The sequence below is a fragment of the Roseomonas sp. CCTCC AB2023176 genome, assembly GCF_042259275.1.
Taxonomy (GTDB): Bacteria; Pseudomonadota; Alphaproteobacteria; order Acetobacterales; family Acetobacteraceae; genus Roseomonas.
Window position 1 is genome coordinate 2,079,670 of record NZ_CP170086.1, and the last position, 24,466, is coordinate 2,104,135.

At 73.7% G+C, this 24,466-nt stretch carries 22 protein-coding genes and 3 pseudogenes; 5 read left to right on the top strand and 20 right to left on the bottom strand.

The genetic code is table 11. From position 1 onward, the window contains the following. Positions 1-212 precede the first annotated feature (212 nt). From ACE7GA_RS10420 to ACE7GA_RS10450, 7 genes and pseudogenes are all read right to left on the bottom strand, one after another. The gene (locus ACE7GA_RS10420) at positions 213-464 is read right to left on the bottom strand and encodes a molybdate ABC transporter substrate-binding protein (protein WP_376099131.1); all 252 of its coding nucleotides are present in this window, start codon (positions 462-464) and stop codon (positions 213-215) included. Continuing rightward, the gene (locus tag ACE7GA_RS10425; protein ID WP_376099133.1) at positions 413-1,900 is read right to left on the bottom strand and encodes a sugar porter family MFS transporter; all 1,488 of its coding nucleotides are present in this window, start codon (positions 1,898-1,900) and stop codon (positions 413-415) included. The genes ACE7GA_RS10420 and ACE7GA_RS10425 overlap by 52 nt, the downstream gene beginning before the upstream one ends. 460 nt (positions 1,901-2,360) lie before the next feature. After that, a pseudogene (locus tag ACE7GA_RS10430) lies at positions 2,361-2,855 on the bottom strand (molybdate ABC transporter substrate-binding protein); the annotation flags it as partial. A gap of 29 nt (positions 2,856-2,884) precedes the next feature. After that, positions 2,885-3,142 (bottom strand): annotated as a pseudogene (locus ACE7GA_RS10435) (substrate-binding domain-containing protein); the annotation flags it as partial. A 24-nt stretch (positions 3,143-3,166) separates the two neighbouring features. Then, positions 3,167-3,448 (bottom strand): hypothetical protein, encoded by a 282-nt coding sequence (locus ACE7GA_RS10440; RefSeq protein WP_376099135.1) that lies wholly within the window; start codon positions 3,446-3,448, stop codon positions 3,167-3,169. A gap of 74 nt (positions 3,449-3,522) precedes the next feature. After that, positions 3,523-4,104: a hypothetical protein gene (locus ACE7GA_RS10445; RefSeq protein ID WP_376099137.1), complete on the bottom strand. Its 582-nt coding sequence runs from the start codon at positions 4,102-4,104 to the stop codon at positions 3,523-3,525. A gap of 13 nt (positions 4,105-4,117) precedes the next feature. Beyond that, complete coding sequence (locus ACE7GA_RS10450; protein WP_376099139.1) at positions 4,118-4,819, bottom strand: glutathione S-transferase N-terminal domain-containing protein; 702 nt, start codon at positions 4,817-4,819, stop codon at positions 4,118-4,120. Positions 4,820-4,859: 40 nt separating this feature from the next. On the opposite strand from ACE7GA_RS10450, the gene glpK reads away from it, so the two are divergent. Then, on the top strand, positions 4,860-6,377 hold the full coding sequence (gene glpK / locus ACE7GA_RS10455; protein WP_376099141.1) for a glycerol kinase GlpK: 1,518 nt from the start codon (positions 4,860-4,862) through the stop codon (positions 6,375-6,377). A 251-nt stretch (positions 6,378-6,628) separates the two neighbouring features. On the opposite strand, the gene rbfA is transcribed toward glpK, so the two are convergent. The 8 genes and pseudogenes from rbfA to ACE7GA_RS10495 form a co-directional block, all read right to left on the bottom strand. Beyond that, positions 6,629-7,048, bottom strand: coding sequence for a 30S ribosome-binding factor RbfA (gene rbfA / locus ACE7GA_RS10460; RefSeq protein ID WP_376099143.1), 420 nt, complete (start codon positions 7,046-7,048; stop codon positions 6,629-6,631). A 76-nt stretch (positions 7,049-7,124) separates the two neighbouring features. After that, entirely contained in the window at positions 7,125-9,215 is a 2,091-nt protein-coding gene (infB, locus tag ACE7GA_RS10465; RefSeq protein WP_376099145.1) for a translation initiation factor IF-2, read from the bottom strand. A gap of 1,124 nt (positions 9,216-10,339) precedes the next feature. Next, positions 10,340-10,462 (bottom strand): annotated as a pseudogene (locus ACE7GA_RS10470) (hypothetical protein); the annotation flags it as partial. An 8-nt stretch (positions 10,463-10,470) separates the two neighbouring features. Beyond that, positions 10,471-11,043 (bottom strand): hypothetical protein, encoded by a 573-nt coding sequence (locus ACE7GA_RS10475; RefSeq protein ID WP_376100598.1) that lies wholly within the window; start codon positions 11,041-11,043, stop codon positions 10,471-10,473. Beyond that, positions 10,947-11,309 carry a DUF448 domain-containing protein gene (locus ACE7GA_RS10480; protein WP_376099147.1) on the bottom strand — a complete coding sequence of 121 codons (363 nt, stop codon included), beginning with the start codon at positions 11,307-11,309 and terminating at the stop codon, positions 10,947-10,949. Before ACE7GA_RS10480 ends, ACE7GA_RS10475 begins: the two co-directional genes overlap by 97 nt. Before the next feature lie 251 nt (positions 11,310-11,560). After that, positions 11,561-13,237: a transcription termination factor NusA gene (gene nusA / locus ACE7GA_RS10485; RefSeq protein WP_376099149.1), complete on the bottom strand. Its 1,677-nt coding sequence runs from the start codon at positions 13,235-13,237 to the stop codon at positions 11,561-11,563. Between the two features lie 6 nt (positions 13,238-13,243). Further along, a complete protein-coding gene (gene rimP, locus ACE7GA_RS10490) occupies positions 13,244-13,906 on the bottom strand; it encodes a ribosome maturation factor RimP (protein ID WP_376099151.1) in 663 nt (220 codons plus the stop codon). 680 nt (positions 13,907-14,586) lie between these two features. Continuing rightward, entirely contained in the window at positions 14,587-15,699 is a 1,113-nt protein-coding gene (locus ACE7GA_RS10495; protein WP_376099153.1) for a mandelate racemase/muconate lactonizing enzyme family protein, read from the bottom strand. A gap of 237 nt (positions 15,700-15,936) precedes the next feature. Between ACE7GA_RS10495 and ACE7GA_RS10500 the strand changes: the two genes are divergently transcribed. Then, positions 15,937-16,899 (top strand): tripartite tricarboxylate transporter substrate-binding protein, encoded by a 963-nt coding sequence (locus tag ACE7GA_RS10500; RefSeq protein ID WP_376099155.1) that lies wholly within the window; start codon positions 15,937-15,939, stop codon positions 16,897-16,899. A gap of 65 nt (positions 16,900-16,964) precedes the next feature. Here the strand turns inward: ACE7GA_RS10500 and ACE7GA_RS10505 are convergent, their stop codons facing one another. Both ACE7GA_RS10505 and ACE7GA_RS10510 read right to left on the bottom strand, forming a co-directional pair. Next, a complete protein-coding gene (locus ACE7GA_RS10505; protein ID WP_376099157.1) occupies positions 16,965-17,708 on the bottom strand; it encodes a hypothetical protein in 744 nt (247 codons plus the stop codon). Between the two features lie 236 nt (positions 17,709-17,944). Further along, on the bottom strand, positions 17,945-18,691 hold the full coding sequence (locus tag ACE7GA_RS10510; RefSeq protein WP_376099159.1) for a hypothetical protein: 747 nt from the start codon (positions 18,689-18,691) through the stop codon (positions 17,945-17,947). Positions 18,692-18,814: 123 nt separating this feature from the next. On the opposite strand from ACE7GA_RS10510, the gene ACE7GA_RS10515 reads away from it, so the two are divergent. Continuing rightward, a complete protein-coding gene (locus tag ACE7GA_RS10515; RefSeq protein ID WP_376099161.1) occupies positions 18,815-20,128 on the top strand; it encodes a GTPase in 1,314 nt (437 codons plus the stop codon). Positions 20,129-20,393: 265 nt separating this feature from the next. Here ACE7GA_RS10515 and ACE7GA_RS10520 read toward each other — a convergent pair whose 3' ends face one another. Beyond that, complete coding sequence (locus ACE7GA_RS10520) at positions 20,394-21,083, bottom strand: tripartite tricarboxylate transporter substrate-binding protein (RefSeq protein ID WP_376099163.1); 690 nt, start codon at positions 21,081-21,083, stop codon at positions 20,394-20,396. 31 nt (positions 21,084-21,114) lie between these two features. On the opposite strand from ACE7GA_RS10520, the gene ACE7GA_RS10525 reads away from it, so the two are divergent. Both ACE7GA_RS10525 and ACE7GA_RS10530 read left to right on the top strand, forming a co-directional pair. Next, entirely contained in the window at positions 21,115-21,381 is a 267-nt protein-coding gene (locus tag ACE7GA_RS10525) for a DUF3126 family protein (protein ID WP_376100211.1), read from the top strand. A 275-nt stretch (positions 21,382-21,656) separates the two neighbouring features. Then, positions 21,657-22,052, top strand: coding sequence for a response regulator (locus tag ACE7GA_RS10530; protein ID WP_376099165.1), 396 nt, complete (start codon positions 21,657-21,659; stop codon positions 22,050-22,052). Between the two features lie 334 nt (positions 22,053-22,386). Here ACE7GA_RS10530 and ACE7GA_RS10535 read toward each other — a convergent pair whose 3' ends face one another. Next, the gene (locus ACE7GA_RS10535) at positions 22,387-23,217 is read right to left on the bottom strand and encodes an aldo/keto reductase (protein ID WP_376099167.1); all 831 of its coding nucleotides are present in this window, start codon (positions 23,215-23,217) and stop codon (positions 22,387-22,389) included. Positions 23,218-23,264: 47 nt separating this feature from the next. Then, positions 23,265-24,425, bottom strand: a complete 1,161-nt coding sequence (locus ACE7GA_RS10540; RefSeq protein WP_376099169.1) for a serine hydrolase — start codon at positions 24,423-24,425, stop codon at positions 23,265-23,267. Positions 24,426-24,466 lie beyond the last annotated feature (41 nt).

Consider the following 24,466-nt stretch of genomic DNA (forward strand, 5'->3'; position numbering starts at 1 on the left):
CCGGTGCTCGTGTCGCGACCCAGCCGCGATGCCGATCGCGCCTGAGTTTCAATGGGTCGGAAAGAAGCGAGAGGCCAGTGGGAACATTGCTCGTTGGCGGAACAAAGTGAGGAAGACGGCCGGGTCGGTGAAGCCGTAGGTCCGATGTGTCGGGCGGACGACGGAGGCAGAATGCTTGTTCTGGCCCGTAGGCGGGGCTGAACCGACCTGTCCTACCCGCGCACCAACGGCTCCAACCCGGTACGCCGCAGCGCCGGCGCGGCCTCGGGGGAGGCGAGGTAGCGGATCAGGGCGCGGGCTGCGTCCGGCTCCCGCGCGTTCGCGGTGATGACGGCAGTGAAGATGGTGGGCTGCTGCACAGCCTCGGGGATCGTGCCGACGAAGGTGGCGCCCGCGATCGGCAGGATCTCGCTCACCTGCTGGAAGCCGATCTCGGCCTCGCCGCGCGCGACGACGGCGGCCACCCGTTCGGAGAGGATGCGGCGGGCGTCCGGGCGAAGTCGCTCGGGCGGAAACGGCCGCGACGCAGCGCGTCTTCGACGGCCTCCAGGCTCCGGCCGCTCAATTCCGGCAGGAAGCGCCAGATGAACAGGAAGGCCAGCGCGTTCAGGCCGGCATAGACCCACATCGCGCCGCCCGCGCCGATGTGGTGGATCAGCGAGAGCGCCGTGCCGGTGAGGAGCAGGTTGGAGCCCCAGACCGTCCCGGCTTGCGCGCTCGTCCCCGCCGCACGGACGGAGAGCGGATAGACCTCCGACCCCGTGAGCCAGCCGATGACCTGCAGCCCGCCGGCCTGGAAGACCATGAACAGGAAGAGGCAGGCGATCACGTAAGGCGCGTCGCCCGGGCCGGTCTTGCCGAGCGCGAAGAGCGTGCCGAGGACGGCCAGCGACAGCGCCGCGCCGGGGAGCGTGACCAGGGCCAGGCGGCGTCGCCCGACGCGGTCCACGATGGCGAGGCCGAGCGCCGTCATGACGAGGTAGATCGCGGCGATCCCGACATTGACCTGCAGCGCGCTGGTCTCGGCGAAGCCGACGCCCTTCAGCAGGGTCGGCGTGTAGTAGATCATCATCTCGATGCCGACGAGCTGCGTGAAGGCGGCGGTGCCGCAGCCCGCGATGACGGCGGGCCGGACCCAGGGCTGCGCCAGCCCGCGCCAGCCGCGCGTGCGCGATTCCCGGCTGCGCCGGACGGTTTCGGCGACGGCTTCGAGTTCGGTGCGGAGGTCGGCGCCGGGCATCCGCACGCGTGCGAGGGCCCGGGCGGCTTCGTCCGGGCGACCGCGCGCGATGAGCCAGCGCGGGCTTTCGGGCAGGGCGAACATCGCGACGAAGAGCACGGCCGCGGGCGCCGCGGCGACGGCGACCATCCAACGCCACGACAGCACGCCGTGCAGGCCGTATCCCACGAGGCTCGCGGTGACGATGCCCAGGCCGATGGCGACGCTGAACATCAGGACGAGCATGCCCCGGCGAGCGGCGGGGGCGAGTTCCGCGACATAGGCCGGTATGGATTGCGAGCAGGCGCCGACGGCGATGCCGAGCGCGACGCGGGCGAGTGCGAGCAGGAGGGCGCTCGGTGCCAGGCTGGCGGCGACGGCCGCGACCGCGAAGAGGGCGGCAATGGCGATGACGGTGCGCCGCCGCCCGAACCGGTCGGAGAAGGCGCCGGCGCCGACGCCGCCGATCGTGGCGCCGAGCAGGATGGAGGCTGCCACGACTTCCTGCATGCCGTGGGTCAGGTTGTACTCGGCGCTGATGGAGAGGAGCGCGCCGGAGATGATGCCGGTGTCGTACCCGTAGAGGAACCCGCCGATCGCGGCCGTCCCGGCGGCAAGCCACATGAAGCTGCTGATGGCGGGCCGGGATGCCGGTCCTGGCGTGATGTCGCTGTGCGGCATGGTGGCGTCCCTTCTCCCGAACAACCACGGCTTGCCTCGACCGTTCCGGCGTGGCGGCGCGACGGGTTGCCGCTCGCGTCCCGGCTCGAGACGGGTCATGCAACGGTCTTGACCGCGGGGTAGGCGCTGGCGGGCGCCCGGTCGCTAACCCACGCGAAGCCGGTGGGCGGTGTTCTTCACGAGTGCGGGACCAGCTGCGCGGCGGTGCGTCGTGGCGCGGGTGGCCGGAGCAGGTTCGGCCGGCGTCGTTCGGTGGTCACGTCGGGGTTCGCGCGGCCATCGCCCTGCCTGGTCGGGCGGCGTTCGCGCGGGCCGCGTCCGATTGCGTCGTCGGGCGGCGGGCGGTGGGGGGCGTGTGCGGTCGGAGCTTTCGCCCGTGCTGACTCCGTCAGCCGCCGGTCCGCTTTTGGCCTGGGGTGATCAGGGCGTGACGGACGGGCCGTTCGGCGCCTTGCGCCGGCTACTCCCTGGCCAGAGGGTCCAGACCCGTCCGCCGCAGGATCGGCGCGGCCTCGGGGGAGGCGAGGTAGCGGATCAGGGCGCGGGCTGCGTCCGGCTCCCGCGCGTTCGCGGTGATGACGGCAGTGAAGATGGTGGGCTGCTGCACCGCCTCGGGGATCGTGCCGACGAAGGTGGCGCCCGCGATCGGCAGGATCTCGCTCACCTGCTGGAAGCCGATCTCGGCCTCGCCGCGCGCGACGACGGCGGCCACCCGTTCGGAGAGGATGCGGCGCGCCTTCGGCATGACCTGCTCGTGGATGCCGAGGCGGCGGAACATCTCGTTTTCGATGTACACGCCGCTCGCGCTCGCGGAGTAGGCGATGGAGGCGGCGCTGAGGAGCGCCCCGCGGAAGGCGTCGAGGGTGGAGATGTCGGGCTTCGGCGCGCCGTCGCGGACGCATAGGCCGATGAGGGAGCGGGCGATGTCGGTGCGCGTCTCCGGGCGGATGAGGCCGCGGGCGGCGAGCGGGGGAGGCCGCCATCGGCGAGGAGGAGGAGGTCGGCGGGCTCTCCGCGGGCCAGGCGCTGGGGGATGGCGTCGGGGGCGGCGCCCATGGAGGAGGCGTTGACGGTGGTGAGGGTGTGGCCGGCCGCGCGCTGGAAGTCGGGGGCGAGGAGGAGGTAGGCGGCGTTCAGGCCGCCGGAGGAGAAGACGGTGAGCTCGGCGGCGGTGGCCTTGCGCGCCAGCCACGGGAGGGTGGCGGCGGCGAGGAGGAGGGCGCGGCGGGTCGGGGCGGGCATGGCGTGGGTTCCTCCGCCTTCAGGCTAGCGGGCGAGCCACCAGACCCACAACGGGAGGGTGACGATGGCCGCGAGGTGCTGGGTGGTGGTGATGGCGGCCATGAGGGGGGCGTCGCCGCTCATCAGGCGGGCCTGGACGTAGGAGGTCGCGGCGGTCGGCTGGGCCATGAAGAGGGCGGCCATGGCGGCGGGGAGGGGCTCGACGCCGAGGAGGGTTGCGAGGGCGTAGGTCAGGGCGGGCATGGCGAGGAGTTTCCAGGCTCCGGTCGCGGCCTGGAGGGGGATGCGGTCGCGCAGGGCGCCCATCCCGACCGGTGCGCCGAGGGCGGCGCCGACGCTGAGGAGGCCGAGGGCGACGGAGGCCTGGCCGAGGGTGCGGGTCAGGGGGGCGAGGCCGGGGGGAGTCCTCCGAGGGCCGCGAGGGCGAAGCCGGCGGCGCAGGCGATGATGAGGGGGTTGAGGGCGACCTGGCGGAGGACGGTCAGGGGGCGCGGGGGGCCTCGGCCATTCTCGCCATTTGGGCCGAGGGCGAAGGCGAGGGTGGTGATGGTCTGGACCGCCGGGACGATGAGGCCGGTGGCGATGGCGCCGAGGGCCAGACCGGGGGGGCCGAAGACGGCTCCGGCGATGGCGAAGCCCATGAGGTTGTTGAAGCGGATGCCGCCCTGGAGGACGGAGGTCATCGGGGGGTGGGTGAGGGCGAAGGCGCGGGCGATGGCGAGGGAGGCCGCGGTGCCGATGGCCAGCGCCGTCCAGATGGAGAGGGCCATGCGGCCGAGGGGGAGTTCGGCGAGGTTCACGGCGGAGATGGCGGAGGCGAGGAGGCAGGGGAGGAGGACGTAGAAGACGAGCCGCTCGATGCCCGACCAGACCGCGTCGTCTCGGAGGAGGCGGCGGCGGAGGAGCACGCCGAGGGCGAGGAGGCCGAAGGCGGGAGTGAAGGCATCGAGCCAGGGGGTCATGGCGCGGGGTGGGTCAGGCGGTGCGGTCCTCGTGGGGGATGTTGCGGGCGAGGCCGCCGTGGAGGTCGAGGAGGCGGGCGCGCCAGGCGTGGACGGGGTCGTCCTGGGTCAGCAGCGGGAAGTCGCTGACGACGCGGGCCCATTGGAAGCCGCCGAAGACGATGTAGTCGGCGGCGCCGGGGTTGTCGCCGGAGAGGAAGGGGCTTGAGCGCAGGGCGGCGCGGAGGGGGTGCAGTTCGCGGCGGAAGGTTTCGACGTGCTGCTCGCGGTTGGCGGTGAGGGCGGTGAGCGTCGTGCCGTAGCGGGCCTCGCGGGTGCGGGTGAAGTAGTCGGCGTCCTCCGGCGCGAGGTGTCGGGGGATGTCGGAGACCACGCAGCGGGCGGCGGAGGCGATGGTGATCAGGTCGGCCCAGCCCGCGACGAAGCGGGCGGTGGCGCGGCCCCCGGCGCCGGCGAAGAGGGTGGGGGCGTCGGGCCAGGTGTCCTCAAGGTATTCGAGGATGCGTTGGGATTCGAAGACGGCTTGGCCGTTGTGGCGGAGGACGGGGACTTTTTCGGCGCCGCAATCGGCGATCGCGGCGCGGTCGGTGAAGCGCCAGGGCAGGGTTTCGTGCGCGATGCCCTTGTGGGCGAGGGCCATCCTCACGCGCCAGCAATAGGGGGAGAAGCGGCGGGTCGGGTCGGCGCCGCAGAGGTCGTGGAGGAGCACGGGCATCGCGACTATCGTGCGGCGTGAACGAAGTGGGGGGAAGCGCGTGGGGCGCATGACGGTGCTGCTGGCCCTGGACCAGGGGACGACCTCCACGCGGGCCATCGCCTTCGATGCGTCGCTGCGGCCGCTGGCGGTGCATCAGGTGGAGCTGCCGCAGCATTTTCCGTCGCCTGGCTGGGTCGAGCATGATCCGGAGGAGATCTTCGCGCATTCGGTGACGTGCCTGCGGGGGGCGCTGGCGGGCAGCGGGGCGGATGTCGAGGACGTCGCGGGGATCGGCATCACGAACCAGCGGGAGACGACGGTGCTGTGGGACCGCGCGACGGGGCGCGCGGTGCACAATGCGATCGTGTGGCAGGACCGGCGTACCGCGGGGATCTGCGAGCGGTTGCGGGCCGATGGCGTGGAGCCGCTGCTGACGGATCGGACGGGGCTGCTGGCGGACCCGTACTTCTCGGCGACGAAGATTGCCTGGTTGCTGGAGGAGGTGCCGGGGCTGCGTGCGGCGGCGGAGGGCGGGGCGCTGGCCTTCGGGACCGTGGATTCGTGGCTGCTGTACCGGCTGACGGGCGGGCGGGTGCATGCGACGGATGCGACGAACGCGTCGCGGACCGCACTGTTCGATATCCGGCGCGGGGATTGGCATGAGGAGTTGCTGCGGGCGCTGCGGGTGCCGCGCGCGGTCCTGCCGGAGGTGCGGGATTGCGCGGCGGAGTTCGGCGTGACGGAGGCGTCGGTGCTCGGCGTGCCCGTGCCGGTGCGGGGGATGGCGGGGGATCAGCACGCGGCGACGCTGGGGCAGGCGTGCTTCTCGCCGGGGATGCTGAAGGCGACCTATGGGACCGGGTGCTTCGCGCTGCTGAACACGGGGGATCAGGCGGTGCGGTCGGGGCATCGGTTGCTGACGACGATCGCGTGGCAGTTGGGCGGGCGGAGGACCTATGCGCTGGAGGGGGCGATCTTCGTCGCCGGCGCGGCGGTGCAGTGGTTGCGGGACGGGCTGGGGATCATCGCATCGGCAAGCGAGGCCGGGGAGCTGGCGGCGCGGGCGGATCCGCGGTCCGGCGTGCATCTCGTGCCAGCGTTTGCCGGGTTGGGGGCGCCGCATTGGGATGCCTCCGCGCGCGGGGCGATCCTGGGGCTGACGCGCGGGAGCGGGCGGGCGGAGATCGCGCGAGCCGCGCTGGAGAGCGTGGCGTGGCAGACGCGGGACCTGCTGGATGCGATGCGGGCGGATTGGCCGGCGCTCGATGCGTATGGGCCGCGCGCCAGTGGCGCGACGACGCTGCGCGTGGATGGGGGGATGACGGCGAGCGCCTGGACGATGGGGTTCCTCGCCGATGCGTTGCAGGCACCGGTGGAGGTGCCGGAGGTCGCGGAGACGACGGCGCTGGGGGCGGCGTACCTTGCGGGGCTGGGGGCGGGGCTGCTGCCTTCGCCGGACCATCCGGCGACGCATTGGCGGCTGGCGCGCCGGTACGAGCCGGGGATGGCGGCGGAAGAGGTGCGGGAACGGCACGCGGCGTGGCGGGAGGCGGTGGGGCGGGTGCTGAGGGGCTGAGGGTGCGGGGCCGCGCTATGCTTGCCGCGACCAGGCCGGTCAGAGGCCGACCGTCGGCGGCATTCGTGGACGCGTGCCTTGTTGGTCGTGAGGCCGATCTTGCCGGCCGTGTGTCGGTGGCGCCGGGGCGGGCTTCGCCCCTCCCGGACCCCTCCCACCAGGGGCGAACGCGCCCCTGCACCGCGGTCCGACCAGGACCCACCCCTCTCGCCGCGCCCGCATGGTGCCGTGCTCCCGGGGCGCGCCGCGTGTCAGCCCTGGACGCTGCCGTCCTCGCCCTCCGACCCGAGGTCGCGCGCGACCTCCGGCCGCTTCAGCAAAGCGTCGATCTTCATCGCATAGTCCAGCGACGTGTCGGCCTCGAAGTGCAGTTCCGGCGCGAACTTCAGGCGCACGGCGCGGGCCACGTCGCGGCGTAGATCCGGCTGGTTGCGCCGCAGCAGGTCCAGCAGCGTCCGGTCGGCGGCCTGGCCGAGGCGCGAGACGAAGCAGGTCATGTGGCGCAGGTCGGGGGAGGCGCGGACCTCCGTCACCGTCAGGCGCGCATCGGCGAGCTCGGGGTCGCGCACGTCACCCCGCGCCAGCACGGCGGCCAGGGCGTGGCGCACCTCCTCGGCCACGCGCAGCTGGCGCTGGGACGGCGGGGCGGATGCGGGCTTCTTGTTGGGCATGGTGAACTCCTGAAACGCGACCGCCGCGCCCGGTTTCCCGGACGCGGCGATCAGGCCGTGGCCGACGACGGCGCCGTCACTCCGGCGCGATCGTCTCCACCTCGTAGCACTCGATGATGTCGCCGACGCGGATGTCGTTGTAATTATGGAAAGACATGCCGCATTCGTAGCCGTTCGTCACTTCCTTCGCGTCGTCCTTGAAGCGCCGGAGCGTGGACAGCGTGCCCTGGTGGATCACGACGTTGTCGCGCAGCAGGCGGACGCCCGCGCCGCGGCGCACCACGCCCTCCGTCACGCGGCAGCCCGCGATGTTGCCGAGGCGCTTGACCTCGAACACCTGCAGGATGGTCGCGTAGCCCAGGAACTTCTCGCGCTGGATCGGCGCGAGCTTGCCCTTCACCAGCTTCTCGATGTCGTCCGACACCTCGTAGATGATGGAGTAGTAGCGGATCTCCACGCCGTCGCGGTTCGCCATCTCCCGCGCCTGGGTGGTGGCGCGGACGTTGAAGGCGACGACCACGGCATCCGACGCCTTCGCGAGCTGGATGTCGGATTCCGTGATCTGGCCGACCGCGGAGTGCAGCACGCGGACCCGCACCTCCTCCCGCGACAGCTTGTTCAGCGTAACCCCGAGGGCTTCGGCAGAGCCCTGCACGTCCGCCTTCACGACGACCGCGACCTCCTTCTGGTCGCCGGCCTGGATGCGCGCGAGCATGTCGTTCAGCGTGCCGCGCCCGGCGGAGATCGCGGCGGCCGCCTTCTCCCGCAGCTTGCGCTGGCGGAACTCGGAGACCTCGCGGGCCCGCGCCTCGTCCTCGACCGCGACGAGCGTCTCGCCCGCCGCCGGCACGCCGGAGAGGCCGAGGATCTCGACGGGCTGGGACGGCTCGGCGTCGCGGATGTTGTCACCCTTGTCGTCGAGCATCGCGCGGACGCGGCCCCATTCGGCGCCGGCCACCACGATCTCGCCCTGCTGCAGCAGGCCGCGCTGGATGAGGACGGTGGCCACCGGGCCGCGTCCCTTGTCCAGCTTGGACTCGATGACCACGCCCTCGGCCGAACGGTCGGGGTTGGCCTTCAGGTCCAGCACCTCGGCCTGCAGGACGATCGCCTCGAGCAGCTTGTCGAGGTTCGTGCCCTTCGTCGCGGAGACCTGGATCTCCTGCACGTCGCCGCCGAGGGATTCCACGACGACCTCGTGCTGGAGGAGTTCGTTCCGCACGCGGTCGAGGTTGACGCCCTGCTTGTCGATCTTGTTGACGGCGACGATCATCGGGACCTTCGCGGCCTTGGCGTGGTTGATGGCCTCGACCGTCTGCGGCATCACGCCGTCATCGGCCGCGACCACCAGCACGACGATATCCGTCACCGACGCGCCGCGGGCGCGCATGGCGGTGAAGGCCTCGTGGCCCGGCGTGTCGATGAAGGTGATCTTATCGCCGGCCTCGGTCTCGATCATGTAGGCGCCGATGTGCTGCGTGATGCCGCCGGCCTCGCGCCCCGCGACGTCGGTCTTGCGCAGCGCGTCCAGCAGCGACGTCTTGCCGTGGTCCACGTGGCCCATGATCGTGACGACGGGCGGGCGGGGGAGCAGCTGCTCCTCCGTATCCGCGTCGCCCTCGAGGCCCATCTCGACGTCGCTCTCCGCCACGCGGCGGATGCGGTGGCCGAACTCGGTCGCCACCAGCTCCGCCGTGTCGGCGTCGATGGACTGCGTCGCCGTGGCCATCACGCCCATGCGGAACAGGACCTTCACGACCTCGCCCGTGCGGGCGGCCATGCGGTTCGCGAGTTCCTGGATCGTGATGGTCTCGGGGATGATGACGTCGCGGACGACGCGCTCACCACCCGAACGTAGGCGTGCCAGTTCCGCCTGGCGCCGCTCGCGCTCACGCGCGCGGCGGACCGAGGCGAGGGAGCGCCCGCGATCGTCGTCGCCCTCGATCGCCGCGGCGAGGTCGATGCGCCCTTCGCGACGGCGGTCGGACGGGACGAGGGTCGGCTTCTTCGGCGGCAGCACGCCCTTGCGGGCGGTCGTCGAGGTCGGCGGACCGGCGCGGCGCGCGATGGCGCGGCGGTTCTCCTCCTCGATCGGCACAGGCGTGTCGGCGGGGCGGGGACGCAGGCCCATGCCGCCCGGCGCCGCGCCGGGGCGGCGCGCGCCCATCGGACCGGCACCGGGACCGCCCGGACGCGGCGCGTAGCCGCCACGGTCGCCGCCGGGACCAGCCGGACGCGGGGCGTAACCACCGCGGTCACCACCCGGGCCAGCGGGGCGCGGGGCGTAGCCGCCGCGATCACCACCCGGGCCAGCGGGGCGCGGGGCGTAACCACCGCGATCGCCGCCCGGACCCGCGGGACGTGGGGCGTAGCCGCCACGGTCGCCGCCGGGACCAGCCGGACGCGGGGCGTAGCCGCCGCGATCGCCGCCGGGACCAGCCGGACGCGGGGCGTAACCACCGCGGTCACCACCCGGGCCGGCCGGACGGGCCGCGTAGCCGCCGCGATCACCACCCGGGCCAGCGGGGCGCGGGGCGTAACCACCGCGATCGCCGCCCGGACCCGCGGGACGTGGGGCGTAGCCGCCACGGTCGCCGCCGGGACCAGCGGGACGCGGGGCGTAGCCGCCGCGGTCGTCGCGCGGGGTGAAGGGACGGGAGTCGTCGCGCATCGGGCGCGCGTCGTCGCGGACCGGCGGCCGGGCGACGGGCGTCGCCGGTGCCGACGGTGGGACGGGCGGGGCCGGGCGCGGTGCTTCCGGCTGCGGCGCGGCCGCGCGAACCGGCTCCGGCGCAGGGGCCACGGCGGGCGGAGGCGCGACGGGCGCCGGGGCGGGCTGCGGGCGCGGCGCCTCCGCCTGCACGGGCGCCGGGGCCGGCACAGGGGTCGGCGCCGGTGGCGGGGCAGGGCGCTCCGCCACGGGTGCCGGCGCGGGGGCCGGGGTTGGCGCAGCGGTTGGTGCAGGGGCCGGCGCGGGCGCGGGCGCTGCGGCGGCCGGGGCTCCGCGGCGCGGGCGGCCTGCGCGGCGCGTTCGCGCTGCTGGCGCTCGGCTTCCATCCGGCGCTGTTCCTCGAGCGCCTTCAGGCGGGCGGCCTGCTCGCCCTGGGTCAGCGCGCGGGGCGCGGGGCCGGCGGGGCGGGGGGACGCACCGGGACCGGCTGCCTTCGGGGCGCCACCGGTGGGTGCGGCCGGGGCCGCGGCGGGGCCGGCGATGGCGGGGCCGGTCGGCTTCGCCGCCGCGCCGGGTCCGACCCGCTTCTTCACCACCTCGACCTGCACGGTCTTGCTACGGCCGTGGGAGAAGGACTGGCGCACGCTGCCTGCCTGCTCGGTCTTGCCGAGGCCCACACCGCCGCTCGGGCGCAGCGACAACCTGCCGCCCTTCACGCCGTCCTTCGTGTTCTCGTCGCTCATTCGATGCCTTAAACCTGACCCGTCCGCCCGTCGCCGCGAGGCGACGTCTTGTGGCTGTCGCCATGGGGCGACGTCCTGTGACTGCCGCCGCGAGGCGACCGCTCGTCGCTGCCGCCGCGAGGCGACCCCGTCGCACTGTCGCCGGGTCGCGACCGCACGGCCCTGCCGCCATCAGGCGACCCCGGGGTGCTGCCGCCATCCGGCGACCCGATGGTGCGGCTGCCCTGCGGCGACCGCTTTCCGTCGCCATCGGGCGACCCGTGTTGCCCGGCGGCGCGTCGCGTCGCCCGGTCGTTCCCGCCGCCCTTGCGCAGCTCTTCCTTCGCTGGCGCGGACACCCCGCGCCAGCGCGCGGCCTCCGCGACGATCGTCTGGGCCAGGCGGCCCGGCGCCACGGCGACATGCACCGCGTGGTCGCGCCCGAATACCCCGCCCAGTTCCGCGGCGGTCAGGGCACCCACGACCGTGGCGTCGCTGCCACCGATCAGCCGCGCCCGCTCGGCAGGGCTTCCGTCCATCGCCTCCACCAGCACCGCGGCGCGGCCGGCCTGGAGCCATTCCCGCGCCTGCTGGAACCCCACCACTGCCTGACCCGCCCGTCGCGCGAAGCCGACGAGATCGAGGAGGCGGCGTCGAAGCCCGTCCTCGATCGTGGCGGCCAGCCCGGCGGGGGGATGAGAACCGGCCCGCGCGCCGCCTTCAGGAAGGCCCCGCGGGATACCGCGCGTTCTAGCACATCGCCCCGCGCGCTCAACCACATTCCCCGTCCCGGCAGTCGCCCGGCCAGGTCGGGCACCAGTGACGGTGCCCCACCATCGGCGGAGGGTGCCAGGACGAAGCGGATCATGGCCTCCTTCGGCCCGACCTCCCGCGTCACGATGCAGCGACGGAGGGGGCCGCGTTCGGCGTCGGCCTTCGCTTCGGGGCTGACATGGGGAAGCGGCGGTCGCGTTTCACCCTGCGCCGCCTGAGACGCAGTCCCGGGCGCAGGCGCAACCCAGGCGCCCGCCGTCTCAGCGGCGGGGCGCGACCGCGGCCCGGTAGGGCCGCCCTGCACTGTCCGGGGTCGCCCAGGGCGCCCGGCTCTCACGGGTCACCTCATGGCGCGCGGTCGGAGGCGTCGGCCGGCGCTTCGGCCGCCTCCGCTTCCGCCGCACCATCGGCCGCCTCGTTGCCGTCACCGGCGTTACTCGCAGCCGCGTCGCTCCCAGGCGCGTCGCTCCCAGGCGCGTCGCTTTCGGGCGCGTCGCTTTCGGGCACGTCGCCGAACCAGCCGGCGCGCTGCCGCGCGGCCATGATGATCGCGTTCGCCGTCTCCTCGTCCACGCCGTCGGACCCGATGATCTCGATCAGCTCGTCCGAGGCGAGGTCGGCCAGGTCGTCCAGCGTCTTCACGTCCTTCTCGCCGAGCGCCACGAGCATGGCTGGCGTGAAGCCGCCGGTCTCGGCGACCGCGTCGTCCACGCCCATCTCGCGGCGTTTCTCGTCAAGCTCGGCGTCACGCTTCTCCAGGCTCTCGGCGGCGCGGCGCTTGAGTTCCTGCGCGATGCTTTCGTCGAAGCCCTCGATCTCCGCCAGTTCCTCCTCCTCGATCTCGACGATCTCCTCGAGCGTGGAGAACCCTTCCGTGACGAGGAGTCCGGCGATCACGTCGTCCACGTCCAGGCCGTCGACGAAGAGGTCGGAGCGCTTCTTGAAGTCGGCCTGGCGCCGCTCGCTCTCCTCCGCCTCGGTCAGGATGTCCACGTCGTAGCGCGTGAGCTGGGAAGCCAGCCGCACGTTCTGCCCGCGCCGCCCGATGGCGAGCGAGAGCTGGTCGTCCGGCACCACGACCTCGACCCGGTGCGCGTCGTCGTCGAGGACGACCTTCGTCACCTCCGCCGGCGCCAGCGCGTTCACGATGAAGGTCGCGGGGTCCTGCGACCAGGGGATGATGTCGATCTTCTCGCCCTGGAGCTCTGCCACCACCGCCTGCACGCGCGACCCGCGCATGCCGACGCAGGCGCCGACCGGGTCGATGCTGCTGTCGCGGGAGATCACGGCCATCTTCGCGCGGGACCCGGGGTCGCGCGCGACTGCCTTGATCTCGATGATGCCGTCGTAGATTTCCGGCACCTCCTGGGCGAAGAGCTTCGCCAGGAAGCCGGGATGCGTGCGGCTCAGGAAGATCTGCGGTCCGCGCTGCTCCTCCCGAACGTCGTAGATGAAGGCGCGCACGCGGTCGCCGTTGCGGTAGGCCTCGCGCGGGATCGTCTCGTCGCGGCGCAGCAAGGCCTCGGCGCGGCCGAGGTCCACCATCAGGTTGCCGTACTCTGTGCGCTTGACGACGCCGTTGATGATCTCGCCGACGCGATCCTTGTACTCGTCGAACTGCTTCTTGCGCTCGACTTCCCGAACCCGCTGCACGATGACCTGCTTCGCGGTCTGCGCGGCGATGCGGCCGAAATCGATCGGCGGCAGCGGGTCCACGATGAACTCGCCGGCCTTGGCGTCGGGCTTGAACTTCAGCGCGATGCGCAGCGGGATCTGGGTGGATTCGTTCTCCACCGGCTCCGCGTCCACGATCTCCGTCCACTTCTGCAGGGTGACGCGGCCGTCCTTGCGGTCGATGAAGGCGCGGATGTCCTTCTCCTGCCCGTACTTGGCGCGGCCGGCCTTGCCCATGGCCTGCTCCATCGCCTCCAGCACCTCTTCCCGCTCGATCATCTTCTCGCGGGCGACGGCGTCGGCGACCTGGAGCAGCTCCGGCCGGGCGAGGGCGATGTCCGTGGCCATGTCTCTCTAGTTCCTCTCGGAGGGCGGCTTCGCGGCCGTACCATCATCTTGACGACGGGTCTTTGCGAAGCGGCCAGGGCCGCGCCGGGGCTTGTTCGCGGTATCCGCCGGGTTGCGCCAGCGGAGCGGCGGTGGCTTCGGAGCCTCCTCCGCCTCGTCATCGTCCGCGGCCGGCGCGGCGGTCGCGGCAATCAGCTCGTCCGTCAGCACCAGCTTGGCACGGCGGATGGCGGAGTGGGGGATGGTCACGGCCTCCCCACCCTCCTCCGGCTTCATCGTCACGCCTTCCTCGTCCGCGGAGAGGATGCGGCCCCGCCAGCGGCGGCGCCCGTCCTGCGGCACGTGCAGTTCCGCCGTCGCGACGTGGCCGGCGAAGCGCACCCAGTCCTTCGTGCGCGTCAGCGGCCGGTCGATGCCCGCCGACGACACTTCGAGATTCCACAGACCAGGGAACGGATCGTCCACGTCGAGCACGGCGCCGACGGCGTGGGAGATGGCTTCGCAGTCGCGGACGCCGATGAGCGATCCGTCCGCACGGTCGGCCATGATCTGGACCGTCGGCCGTTCCTTCCCCTGGACCTGCACGCGCACCAGCTCATACCCCATGGCGCCGAGAGTCGGCGCGATGGCGCTGGCGATGCGGGCCTCGAGGCCCCCATCTTCGTGCATGGCGTGCTGCGGAACGTCGCTGTCCAAAAACAAAAAAGGCGGCCCGTTAAGGCCACCCCCCGTACGAAGCGGAAGATTTCTGATGGCACCCATATACGAGAGCCGACGTGCCACGGCAAGGCCCGGCCTCCGGCGACCTCCCGCGCGCTGAACGCGTCGGGAATGTTGCGCAGGACGTCGGCGTGAAGGCTGCGGCCGGCGGAGCCGTCGGGGACGACAAGGGGCGCCTTGCGCGTGGTGCGGGTCGGCCTTCACTGCCCTTCCCGGCGCCGCCCCTCCCGGCGCCGCCCCTCCCGGCGCCGCCCCTCCCGGCACCGCCCCTCCCGGCACCGCCCCTCCCGGCACCGCCACGTCGGGGCCGGGAACCTTGTAGCGCCCCGGCCGCACGGCGGATTTCGCGATCCGGTGCGCGTCCGGCCGGATGCGGGGGCGGAGAACGGCCCCAATCCCAAGGCCCCGGAAGCTGGCCTCGGCCAGTCGGGCGCAGGCTCGGGCGGTCTTCGTCAGGCTCCCACCCCTGAGGCTGTCGTGAGAGCCACGGGTCGCGTCATGCACGAGGACCGACTGGTCGTCGGGATCCTTGGTGGTGAACGTGGGCGGTGGTGGAGGTGGGCGCGACCTGGTCCCGCCACCCGCCGCCGCAGTCCGAGCCGCCCGATCGCGCGCCGGTCCCGGCAGGCCTAATCGGGCATGCGGTGGCGACGTAGCGCCGCGGGGTCAGGCCGGAGGCCCCAGCCGGGACCCTGCGGCACGGCGAGGTGGCCGTCCTCGACGAGCGGCGCGTCGGGAAAGAGCTCCGCCCAGTCGGCAACGCCCTTGGTGGGCCATTCCAGCAGCCAGGCATTGGGCAAGGCGGCCAGCGCATGGGCATGCGCCACGACATTGAGCAGCGTGGTGTAGGAGTGGCTGCACAGGCGTGGCGCCTGCGGCGCAGCGTCCAGCGCGGCGAGAATGCCGCAGCGCGTCACGTCGGGCTGGAGGATGTCCACCGCCGGGACCACGCGCGACAGCCCCGCCGCCGAACACTCGCCTTCGCCCGCGGCGATGGGCACCGGGCTCGCCGCGCGCAATCGCGCCAGGGCGGCCAGATCGTCCCGCGGCAATGGCTCCTCGATCCAGGCGAGGTCGAAGCGCCGGAAGACCCGCGCGCGCGCGAGGGCGGTCGGCTCGTCGAAGGCCTGGGCGGCATCCACCATCAGCAGCGCACCGGGTGCGGCCGCATCGCGCGCCGCCTCGAGGAAGGCGAGATCCCCCTGCAGCGAGGCGCCGAAGGGCGGCCAGCCGATCTTGTGGGCGGTGAAGCCCGCCGCGCGTTCGGCGGCGACGCGGACATGGGTTTCCTCGGGCGTCGGCGGCACCTTGGCGCTGGCATAGCAAGGGAGCGCGGCCCGCGGGTCGGCCCCCACCAGCCGGGCCCCCAGCAGCTGGGCCACCGGCAGGCCGGCGCGCCGCGCCGCGATGTCCCAGAGCGCCAGCTCGGCCGCGGCGATGGCCTGCATGACCACGCCGTCCCGGCCGATCCATTGCGTGCCGCGTTCCATCAGCCGGCGCAGCCTGGCCACGTCGTCCACCGCCTGCCCGAGCAGGATATGACGGAGCCCCTGGGCCGTCGCATGGGTGTGCGGCGCCTCGATGGCGGCGCGGGTCAGCCAGGGGCTGCCATGCGCCTCGCCCCAACCCTCGGTGCCGTCCTCGGTCACGATGCGAAGCAGGAAGCACTCCTCGCGGCGCCCGCCGGGCACCTGCGGCGCCAGGCGCAGCGGGTGCGGCTCGACGGCGGTGATGCGGCTCATGCGAGGCGGGGCTCGCGCATCGCGGCGTGGCGGACATGCAGGGGACGCGTCGGCATGCGCGGAGCTTCAGCGGCCCGCAGGCCGCCGGTCAACGACGGCGCGGCCTTGCAGGGTGCTTGCCTTCGGCGCCGCGTCCTCGGCAGGATGTTGCGGTGCACCCATTGCGTTTCCTGCGCGCCGCCGCTGCGGAGCCGCGATAGGGGGCGCCGCCGATGCTACTCCGCGGAGAACCACAGAATGATTCGCGTCACGCGTCGCGCCGCTGGCGTCGCGCTCGCCGCCCTGGCTGCTCCTCCGGCGCTGGCCCAAGGGGCGGGCCTGCTGCGCATCGTGGTGCCCTTTCCGCCCGGCGGGTCGGCGGATGCCCAGGCGCGGCTGCTCGGCGGGATGGTCGCGGAACGGCTCGCCTTGTCGGCGGTGGTGGAAAACCGGCCGGGCGGGGGCACCATCATTGCCACGCAGGAGGTGGCACGCGCGCCGGCGAACCCGCCGACCCTCCTCATGGTGTCCAACAGCTTCACCATCAATCCGTCGCTGCAAGCCAACCTGCCTTACGACATCTTCCGCGACTTCCGGCCCGTGGCACTCGCCGCCGCCATTCCGCACGTTCTGGTCGTGAGCCCGGCGGTGCCGGCACGGAACGTCGCCGAGTTCCTGGCGCTGGCCCGCGCCCAGCCCGGCGCGCTCCACTTCGCCACGCCTGGCATCGGGACCTCGAACCACCTCAACACGGAGCTGTTCGCCCGGCGGTCCGGGGTGACGTTCACCCATGTCCCCTACCGCGGCTTCGCGCAGTGGTTTCCGGACCTGCTGGCGAACCGCGTACAGTTCGTCATCGGCACCGTCACGGAATTGCTCGGGCCCGCGAGGGACGGCCAGGTGCGGATCCTGGCGGTGGCGCAGGATACCCGGCTGCCCAGCCTGCCGGATGTGCCCGCACTCGGCGAGGACGGGGGCCCCGCCGTCGCTTCCAGCTCCTGGTTCGGCTTCATGGCCCCGGCCAGCATGCCGGCCGCACTCCGCGAACGGTTGGAGTCCGCGCTGCTGGATTCGCTGCGTGCGCCGGAGGCGCTCCGGCGGCTGCAGGACATGCAGATCACGCCCGCCGCGCGCGGAGCGGACGCCTTCGCGTCCTTCCTGCGCGAGGAACACGGGAATTACGCGGAGGCGATCCGCGTGAGCGGCGCGCGGGTGGATTAGGCCTGTCGCCACGACGAGCGGCGCCGGCATTCCCGCTGCAAGGTGACCCGCTACAAGGTGACCCGCTACAAGGTGAAGAGCCGGCCGTGCTGCGGCATGGCGTCGGCGATGCCTTCCCGGCGAAGAGCCCGCCAGTAGAGGACGGGGTTGGCGGCCAGGACAGGCGAGCCCAGTTCCGCCTCCATCTCGCGCGCCAGCACCCGGAAGGCCGAGTTGGTGCCGACCTGCACGATCGCCTCGACCTCGGGCCCCGCGAGGTCGCGCACGGATTGCACGATGCGTTCACGCGGGATGCGCGCGATCGCGGCGGGGCTTGGCGCCTTCAGGCCGATCAGGCGCACGACCTCATGTCCCGCATCCTCGAACAGGGCCCGGGCGGCGGCATCGCCGACCGGCATGAAGGGAGTGAGCAGCGACAGCCTGATCTTCCGGCCGAACAGGACGTCCAGCGCGGCGAGGATGGCGCTGGTATAGTCCGTCACGCGACAACCGGCGCGGGCGGCGCAATCGGCCACGAGCCTTTGCCCGGCGGCCCCGCCACCCACGAAATTCTCCGCCATCACGCCGAGCACGACATGGCCGGGCGTCGCCGGGACCAGCGTGTCCAGCGCGGCGTTCAGCCCGTCCACCATTGATGCCCGCACGGCGAGCGTATCGGCGTCGCCCGTCACCGAACGGTCGGGATTGGGGATGCGCGCATGGGCGTTGATGACGCCGGCCGGGCGCAGCGCCTCCATCTCGGGCTGGACGGAGATGTTGGTGGCGGGCGCCACCACGCCCATCAGCAGCCGTGGCCGTTCTTCCTGCATGGCGTGAGGTTAGGTCAGTCCCCGGCCCCGCGGAATGACCGGCGGGGGACTCCTCGGTTCCAACCAGGAGGACCGGCGCCGGGTCTGCCGGTGCGGTGCGACATACCCGCGGTCGTCATCGCCGATGCGCCGGAGCCGCGTCGTTCCCCTCGGCCCTGCTCCAGGGCTCGCGTCCCGGCAAGCGGGTCGGCCCGCGGGCGTACTCGCCCGGTTGCGCCCGCCGTATCGGGGCCGCGTCAGCCGCCGCCGATCCAGTTGCGGAAGGGCAGGAGCAGCAATTCCCACCAGGCCATGTGCGCCACGCCGTAGAAGCCCGCCTTCCACATCAGCGCGGAGCGGAAGCCGAACATGACGACGAGCAGCGGCAGCAGGCCGAGCGTCGCCGCGCGGATCAGTTCCCGTCGCACCGGCCGCGCCAGCGCGTCGGCCAGCGCCAGCGCCACGCGGTCCCGGTCGTCCTGGTAGAAGGTCTGCGCCGCCCGGATCGCCATGCGCGGAACGAAGGTCGCGGTGCGGCCGACCTCCTCGATCCTCGCCTCGACGGTCGTGATGGCGCGGCGCGCGAGGACGAAGAGGGCGAAGCGGAAGACTGGCGCGCCGCGGAGGAGGAACAGCGAACGCGCCAGCGGCCAGGCCGCGACCACCCCCTGCAGGAAGTGGACGAGGTACCACAGCAGCACGACGAGCGCGGCCGCGAGCGCCCAGGTCACGTCGGGCAGGTAGGGCGAGGCGAAGGCCAGCGCGAAGAAGATCGCCGTGACGCCGATGGCGACCAGCGCCTCCTCCGTCACGAAGCGGAACATGGCGTTGCCGACGAAGGCCTCGACGACGGGGGTCAGCTGCTCCGCGATCTCCGCCTCGCTTCCGGCGACGAGGGCGGCGATGAGGGAGGACTGCCCGCCCTCGTCGGGGGCGGGCGCCAGGTTGGCGGGGGGGGGCGGTGGGTTGGACGGGCGGGGCCATGCGCGGCAGATACGGCGCATGGCCGATCCGTCCAACGATCCGATCCCGACGGCCTTCCGCTTCGCGCGCGCGCGGCGGTTCGGGCGGGGGACCCTCTGCCGCTGCTGCTGCTGCTGACGCGGGAGGAGCGGCGGGAGGTTGCGGTGGCGGCCGGCTTCGGTCCGCTGGAGGACCCGCTGGCGCTCGCGACGGCGCTGCGGCCGGCGCTGGTCGAGGGGGCGGAGGCGCCGCCGGCGCTGCCTGCCCTCCTCGCGGCGCTGCGCGTGCGGAAGCTGGCGGCGCTGGGGGATCGCGCGCCGGTGGCGCATGGCTTCACCCGGCCGGCGCCGCGGCGGGGCACCTGGTTCGGGCGGCTGCTCGGGCGCGGGACGGGGTTGGTGGACGACGCGATGGCGGCCCTGCCGGGCCTGGAGTCGCGGATGCACGGGATGCTCCGTGCCAACGTGCTGCTGGCCGGGCGTTCCGGGGCGGGGAAGAGCACCCTCGTCAACGCCGTGTTCGGCCGCGTGGTCGCGGAGGCGGCGGAGGGCGCGCCGGTGACGCCGGGGGTGACGTGGTACCGGCATCCCGCCGGGCCGCTGCGGCTGGCGGACACGCGGGGGCTGGAGCCCGGGGCCTACGCCGCGACGCGGGCGGAGCTGGAGGCGGAACTGACCCGCCTCGCGGCCTCCGAGGACCCGGAAGAACGCCTGCATCTCGCCTGGCTCTGCGTGGACGCGGCGGCGGAGCGGGTGGAGCCGGCGGACCGCGACCTCGCCGCGCTGCTGGCCTCGCATGGCGTGCCCGTGCTCGTCGTGCTGACGAAGGCCTGGGGGGAGGACCGGCTGTCGGAGGCGGCGCGGGACCTCATCCCCGGCGCGCGTGCCGTGCTGCGCGTCGTCGCGGCGCCGCGCCTCTTCGCGAGCGGGGCGCGGGTCGAGGCGCGGGGGCTGGAGGCGCTGGTCGAAGCGACGGTCGCGGCCCTGCCCGAAGGCCGCCGGGCTGCCGCCGCCGCCGCCAACCTCGTCGCCCTCGGCCCGCGGATCGCGGAGGCGGAGGCGCTGATCGAGCGCTACGCGGCGGCGGCGGCGGGGACGGCACTCATCCCCGTGCCCCTTGCGGACGCCGCCGCCCTGTTCGCGACGCAGGCGAAGATGATCGTGGACGTGACGGTCGTGATGGGCACGCCGGTGGACGAGTTGCCGACGGAGACGGTGGTGGCCGCCCTCGTCGGGTCGGCGACGGCGGGGCTCGGCGGGCGGCTGGCCGCGCGGGGGCTGGGGCCGCTGCTGAAGTTCATCCCGGGCGTGGGCACCGTCGCGGGGACGGCGGTGGGGGCGGGCCTCGCATACGGGACGACGCGGGCGCTCGGCGCGGCCTACCTTGCGCTCGCGAAGGACCGATGGGCGCTGCTGTCGCGGCCGCCGACGCTGGCGGAGGTGACGGAGTTCCTCGGGCGGTTCCGGCCGCGGCTCTGACGCCGGCTCGGCCGCCCGGCCGCGGGGAATGCCCCGGTCCTCCCACAGCCGCCAGGCGTTCAGCGGAAGCAGGGACGCGTGCAGCAGCAGGATCGGCAGCAGGCCGAGCTGCGCCGCACAGACGATGAAGGCGAGGTCGCTCGCGATGGCGGCGAGTCGCCGCGGGCGCATGCGGCGCATGGCGAAGGCCGGCGGCACGCAGCCGCTCGCGATCCGGCCCCAGGCCGGGAGCATCGGGCCCATGGCGATCCCGTCCGGCGCGCGGCTATTCGATGCGGACGCCGGCGGCGCGGATGAGCGCGGCATCCTCCTCGAAGGCGCGCGCGAGGAATTCGCCGAAGGCGTCCCGGCCCATCACCCGCGGCGGGATGCCGAGCGCGACGAGGCGCGAGGCCGTCGCGGGGTCGGACAGCGTGCGGTTCAGCGCGGCGTTGAGGGAATCGAGGATCGTCGCCGGAGTCTCCCGCCGCGCGGCGAGGCCGAACCAGGCCCAGGTCACCGCGCCGGGGATGCCGGCCTCGTCGAAGGTCGGGATCTCCGGCGCCAGTGGGCTACGCCCGACGTCGCGGCGGATCAGCGGCAGCGTGCCCGACGGGTTCGCGAACGCCAGCGCGACGTGGCCGACGGCGACGTCGCGCAGCGCTGGCGCCGCCCTGGTCGGGCAGGTGCAGCGGGGTGATGCCCGCCGCGGCGGGCCGGCCGGGGCGGGTGTGGGGTCGGTGGGAGCCCCGAGCCCGCGGGCCCTCCGGCGTCCGGGCTTCGCCCGCCGGGCGGGTGGGGAGGCGTGCTGCCCTTGCGCGATGCGCCGCGCATGCGCCATGTCCCACCAGCCCGGCGTGCGCGTGGCCGACGTGGCGGCCTGCACCGGCATGGATTCCGCGTCGTGGACCGCATCCGGGGTCAGCCCCGCATCGCCGGACAACCGCGCGGTGGTCCGCGCCGTTTTCCCGGGCACCGGCGATGTCCTGTCCTGTTTCTGGAGTGGCCTGAACGTGACCAAGTCCGAGATCGAGCGCGTGCAAGCCTACCTGCGGCGGCTGCTGGGGACGGAGCGCATCCGGATCATCGCCCCGCCGCGCGCGGGGATGAGCATCGAGGTCGCGGCCGGCGACGAGGTGATCGGCACCCTCCACCGCGACGCGGAGGACGGGGAGGTGTCCTACGCCGTGCACCTGACGGTCCTCGAGGAAGACCTGCCGCCGGCCGCCCAGCCGGCGCCGGCGACGGCCGCCGGGGCCCGGCGCGGTCGCTGACGGACGGGATCGCTGACGGACGGGGTCGCCGAGAGACTGGCCGTCAGGGTCCTGGATTCGGGGCGGACGGGGGTGCCGGCCCGGACGCTTTCGGCGAGGATGGTCAACCTCTCGCGACGGGCTATCTTCCGCCGTGCAGCCGGGCGGTCCTTGCCCGCGGAAGGGTGTATGGTCCCTCGAAGGGCCATTGCCCGGCCCCGGGTCTGGGGACCCGGCGTCACCGGTGTTATCGGGCACATGGCCGTTCCCGGCCGGGGAGTTCACGGGGAGTTCACATGGCTTCGGATTTTCAGGGCCGGCGCATCCTCGTGGTCGAGGACGAGCCGATGATTACCTTCCTACTGGAGGATGCGCTGATGATCGCCGGCGCCGGCACGGTCGTGCAGGCTGCGCGGGTGGCGGAGGCGCTCTCGGCGATCGGGACGTCCATGGCCGAGGGCGGGATCGACGCCGCGGTGATCGACTACACGCTCGCGGACGGGAAGACGGCGCTGCCGGTTGCCGACCGCCTGGCCGAGCTGGGCGTGCCCTTCGTCTTCGCGACGGGCCTTGAGCCGTCGGAGGTGAACAAGGGCCGGCACGTGGACGCGCCCGTGATCACGAAGCCCTACGACCCGGAGGACGTGCTGGCATGCCTCGCCCGGATCATGGGCAAGGTCTCGGCCGGCTGAGACTGCGGAGGCCGGGGCGCTTCGGGGCGGGCTTCCTGCCGGGGTGACGTCGGTTGTCCCGGGGGGAGGGCGTTGCCCTCCTCCCGGACGCACCACCCACCTGGGGCGAACGCGCCCCTGGACCCGCGATGTGGAAGAAGATGCCCCCGGCTGAGGGGTGGTCTCCACGCGCGCTCGCGCCGCGTGGAGACCACCCCTCAGCCGGGGCGTCTACAGAGTGGGGTCCAGGGGACGCGTCCCCTGGCGGATGGAGGTCCGGAGGAAGGCAGCGCCTTCCTCCGGGGCCACCAGGCGCAACACCTCGGCAGAAAACCAGCCGCGAAGCGCCCCGCCTTCAGAGCATCTCCAGCGGCCGCTTGCGTCGCGGCGGCGGGAAGGCGGCATCGAGCTCGGACAGGTCTTCCGTCGTGAGGGTCAGGTCCGCGGCCGCGGCATTCGCGCGGACGTGGGCGGGGTCGGCGGCCTTGGGGATGGCGATCAAGCCGGGGTGGCGCAGGGTGAAGGCGAGGGCGGCCTGGGCTGGCGTCGTGCCGTGGCGTTCCGCGACGCGGCGGAGGGCGGGGTGGCGCAGCAGGCTCCCGCCCTGGCCGACGGGGGAATAGGCCATGACCGGCATGGTCCGGCCGGCGCAGAAGGGGATCAGGTCGTACTCCACGCCGCGGGCCTCGAGGTTGAACAGGACCTGGTCGGTCGCGCAGTCCGGCAGGGCGGGGCCCAGTTCCTCCAGGTCGTCCACGTCGAGGTTGGAGACGCCCCAGGCGCGGATCCGGCCGGCCTCGCGCAGCCGTTCGAAGGCCTCGACGGTCTCGGCGAGGGGGACGGAGCCGCGCCAGTGGAGGAGGTAGAGGTCGAGGGCTTCGACGCCGAGGCGCTTCAGGCTGGCGGCGCAGGACTTCGCCATCTGCGCGCGGGAGGCGTTGTGCGGATAGACCTTGCTGACGAGGAAGACCTCGTCCCCCCGTCCCGCTATGGCGTCGCGCACCACCTCCTCGGCGCCGCCGTCGGCGTACATCTCCGCCGTGTCGATCAGCGTCATGCCGAGGTCGAGGCCGAGGCGGAGCGCATCGGCCTCGGCGCGGCGGTCGGCGCCGCGCTCGCCCATCTTCCAGGTGCCCTGGCCCAGGGCGGGGACGGATCGGCCGTCGGGGAACCGGACCTGGCGCATCGTCGCTCCTCTCGCGTCGCGGCGGAGATGGGGTGCCGCCGGCGCCGTCACCCGTCCACCGCGGCCCCGTCTTCCGTGGCCCTGTCCTCTGCGGCGAGAAGGGCGGCGATGGCACGGAACGGGCCGATGAGGCGGTCGGCCTCCAGCGCCTCCGCGTCATTCCAGGTGGCGACGAGGCCGTGCTGGCGGCCGTCCTGCCCGGTCAGGAGCGCCGCGAGGCAGAGCACGCCGGGGAGCGACCCGCCCTTGTAGGCGACGCGCCGCCACGGACCGCGCTCGACGGGGCCAGGGTTGATGCAGGGCGCGGGCAGGTCCGCGACGGCCCGGAGGTGCCCGAGGAGGTCTTCCGCGCTCGCGAACCAGCCGATGTCCGCGTCCACGATGAGGTCGGGCGGCGGCTTGGGGAGGGGCAGGGGCGCAAGGCGGGGCAGGAGCGCAAGGCGGGCCTCCGGGCCGGCCGCCGTCCATTCCCGGAGCAGCGCGGCGTTCCCGGGATCGCGCAGGGCGAAGAACTCGCGCGTCGTGGGGAAGGGGCGGTCGTGGGGGGACAGCGCCTCCAGGGCGTCGCGCCCGACGAGGTGGATCAGGGCGTCCGTCGCGGTGTTGTCGCTGAGCGAGATCGCGAGGTTGGCGAGGGTCGCGACCGTGACCGGCGCGCCGTCGGGCCAGTCCTGGAGGATGCCGGAGGGGAGCGACCGGAGGGCGGGGTCGAGGTGCAGCACCGTGTCCCAGGCGATCCGTCCCGCCCGCACCGCGTCGCGCACGGCGCGGAGCAGGGCGAGCTTGAAGGCCGAGCCGACCGCGAGGACGGCGTCCGGCGCATGGGCGGCCCGCACCGCCTCCCCCGTCGTGACGAGGAGGGCGCTGCGGCCGGGCAGCGCGGCGATGGCGAGCACCTGCTCCTCCAGCCCGCCGCGCGGGACGGCTGAGCGGAAGAGAATGCCCGCGATGCGTCCCGCCGGGTCGAGCCTGATGGTGACGGGCACCTCGGCGCGGGCGAGGTGGACGGTCGGTTCGGCGGCGTCGCCCGTGATCTCCCCCGCCGGGCCGTGGTCGCGGAGGAGGCGGGCGACGATGGCCTCGACGCCGCCGGCGGGGAAGGCGGAGAGGAAGGCGGGGGCAAACCAGGCCTCCGGCACGGGGCCGCCGGCGAAGAGGCGGCGCAGGGCGGCGTGGGTCTCGGGCGGGGCGTCGGGGGGCCTGGGCATCGGGCGGGTCCTCGGTCCGGGGCGGGTGGGGGCGGGATCCT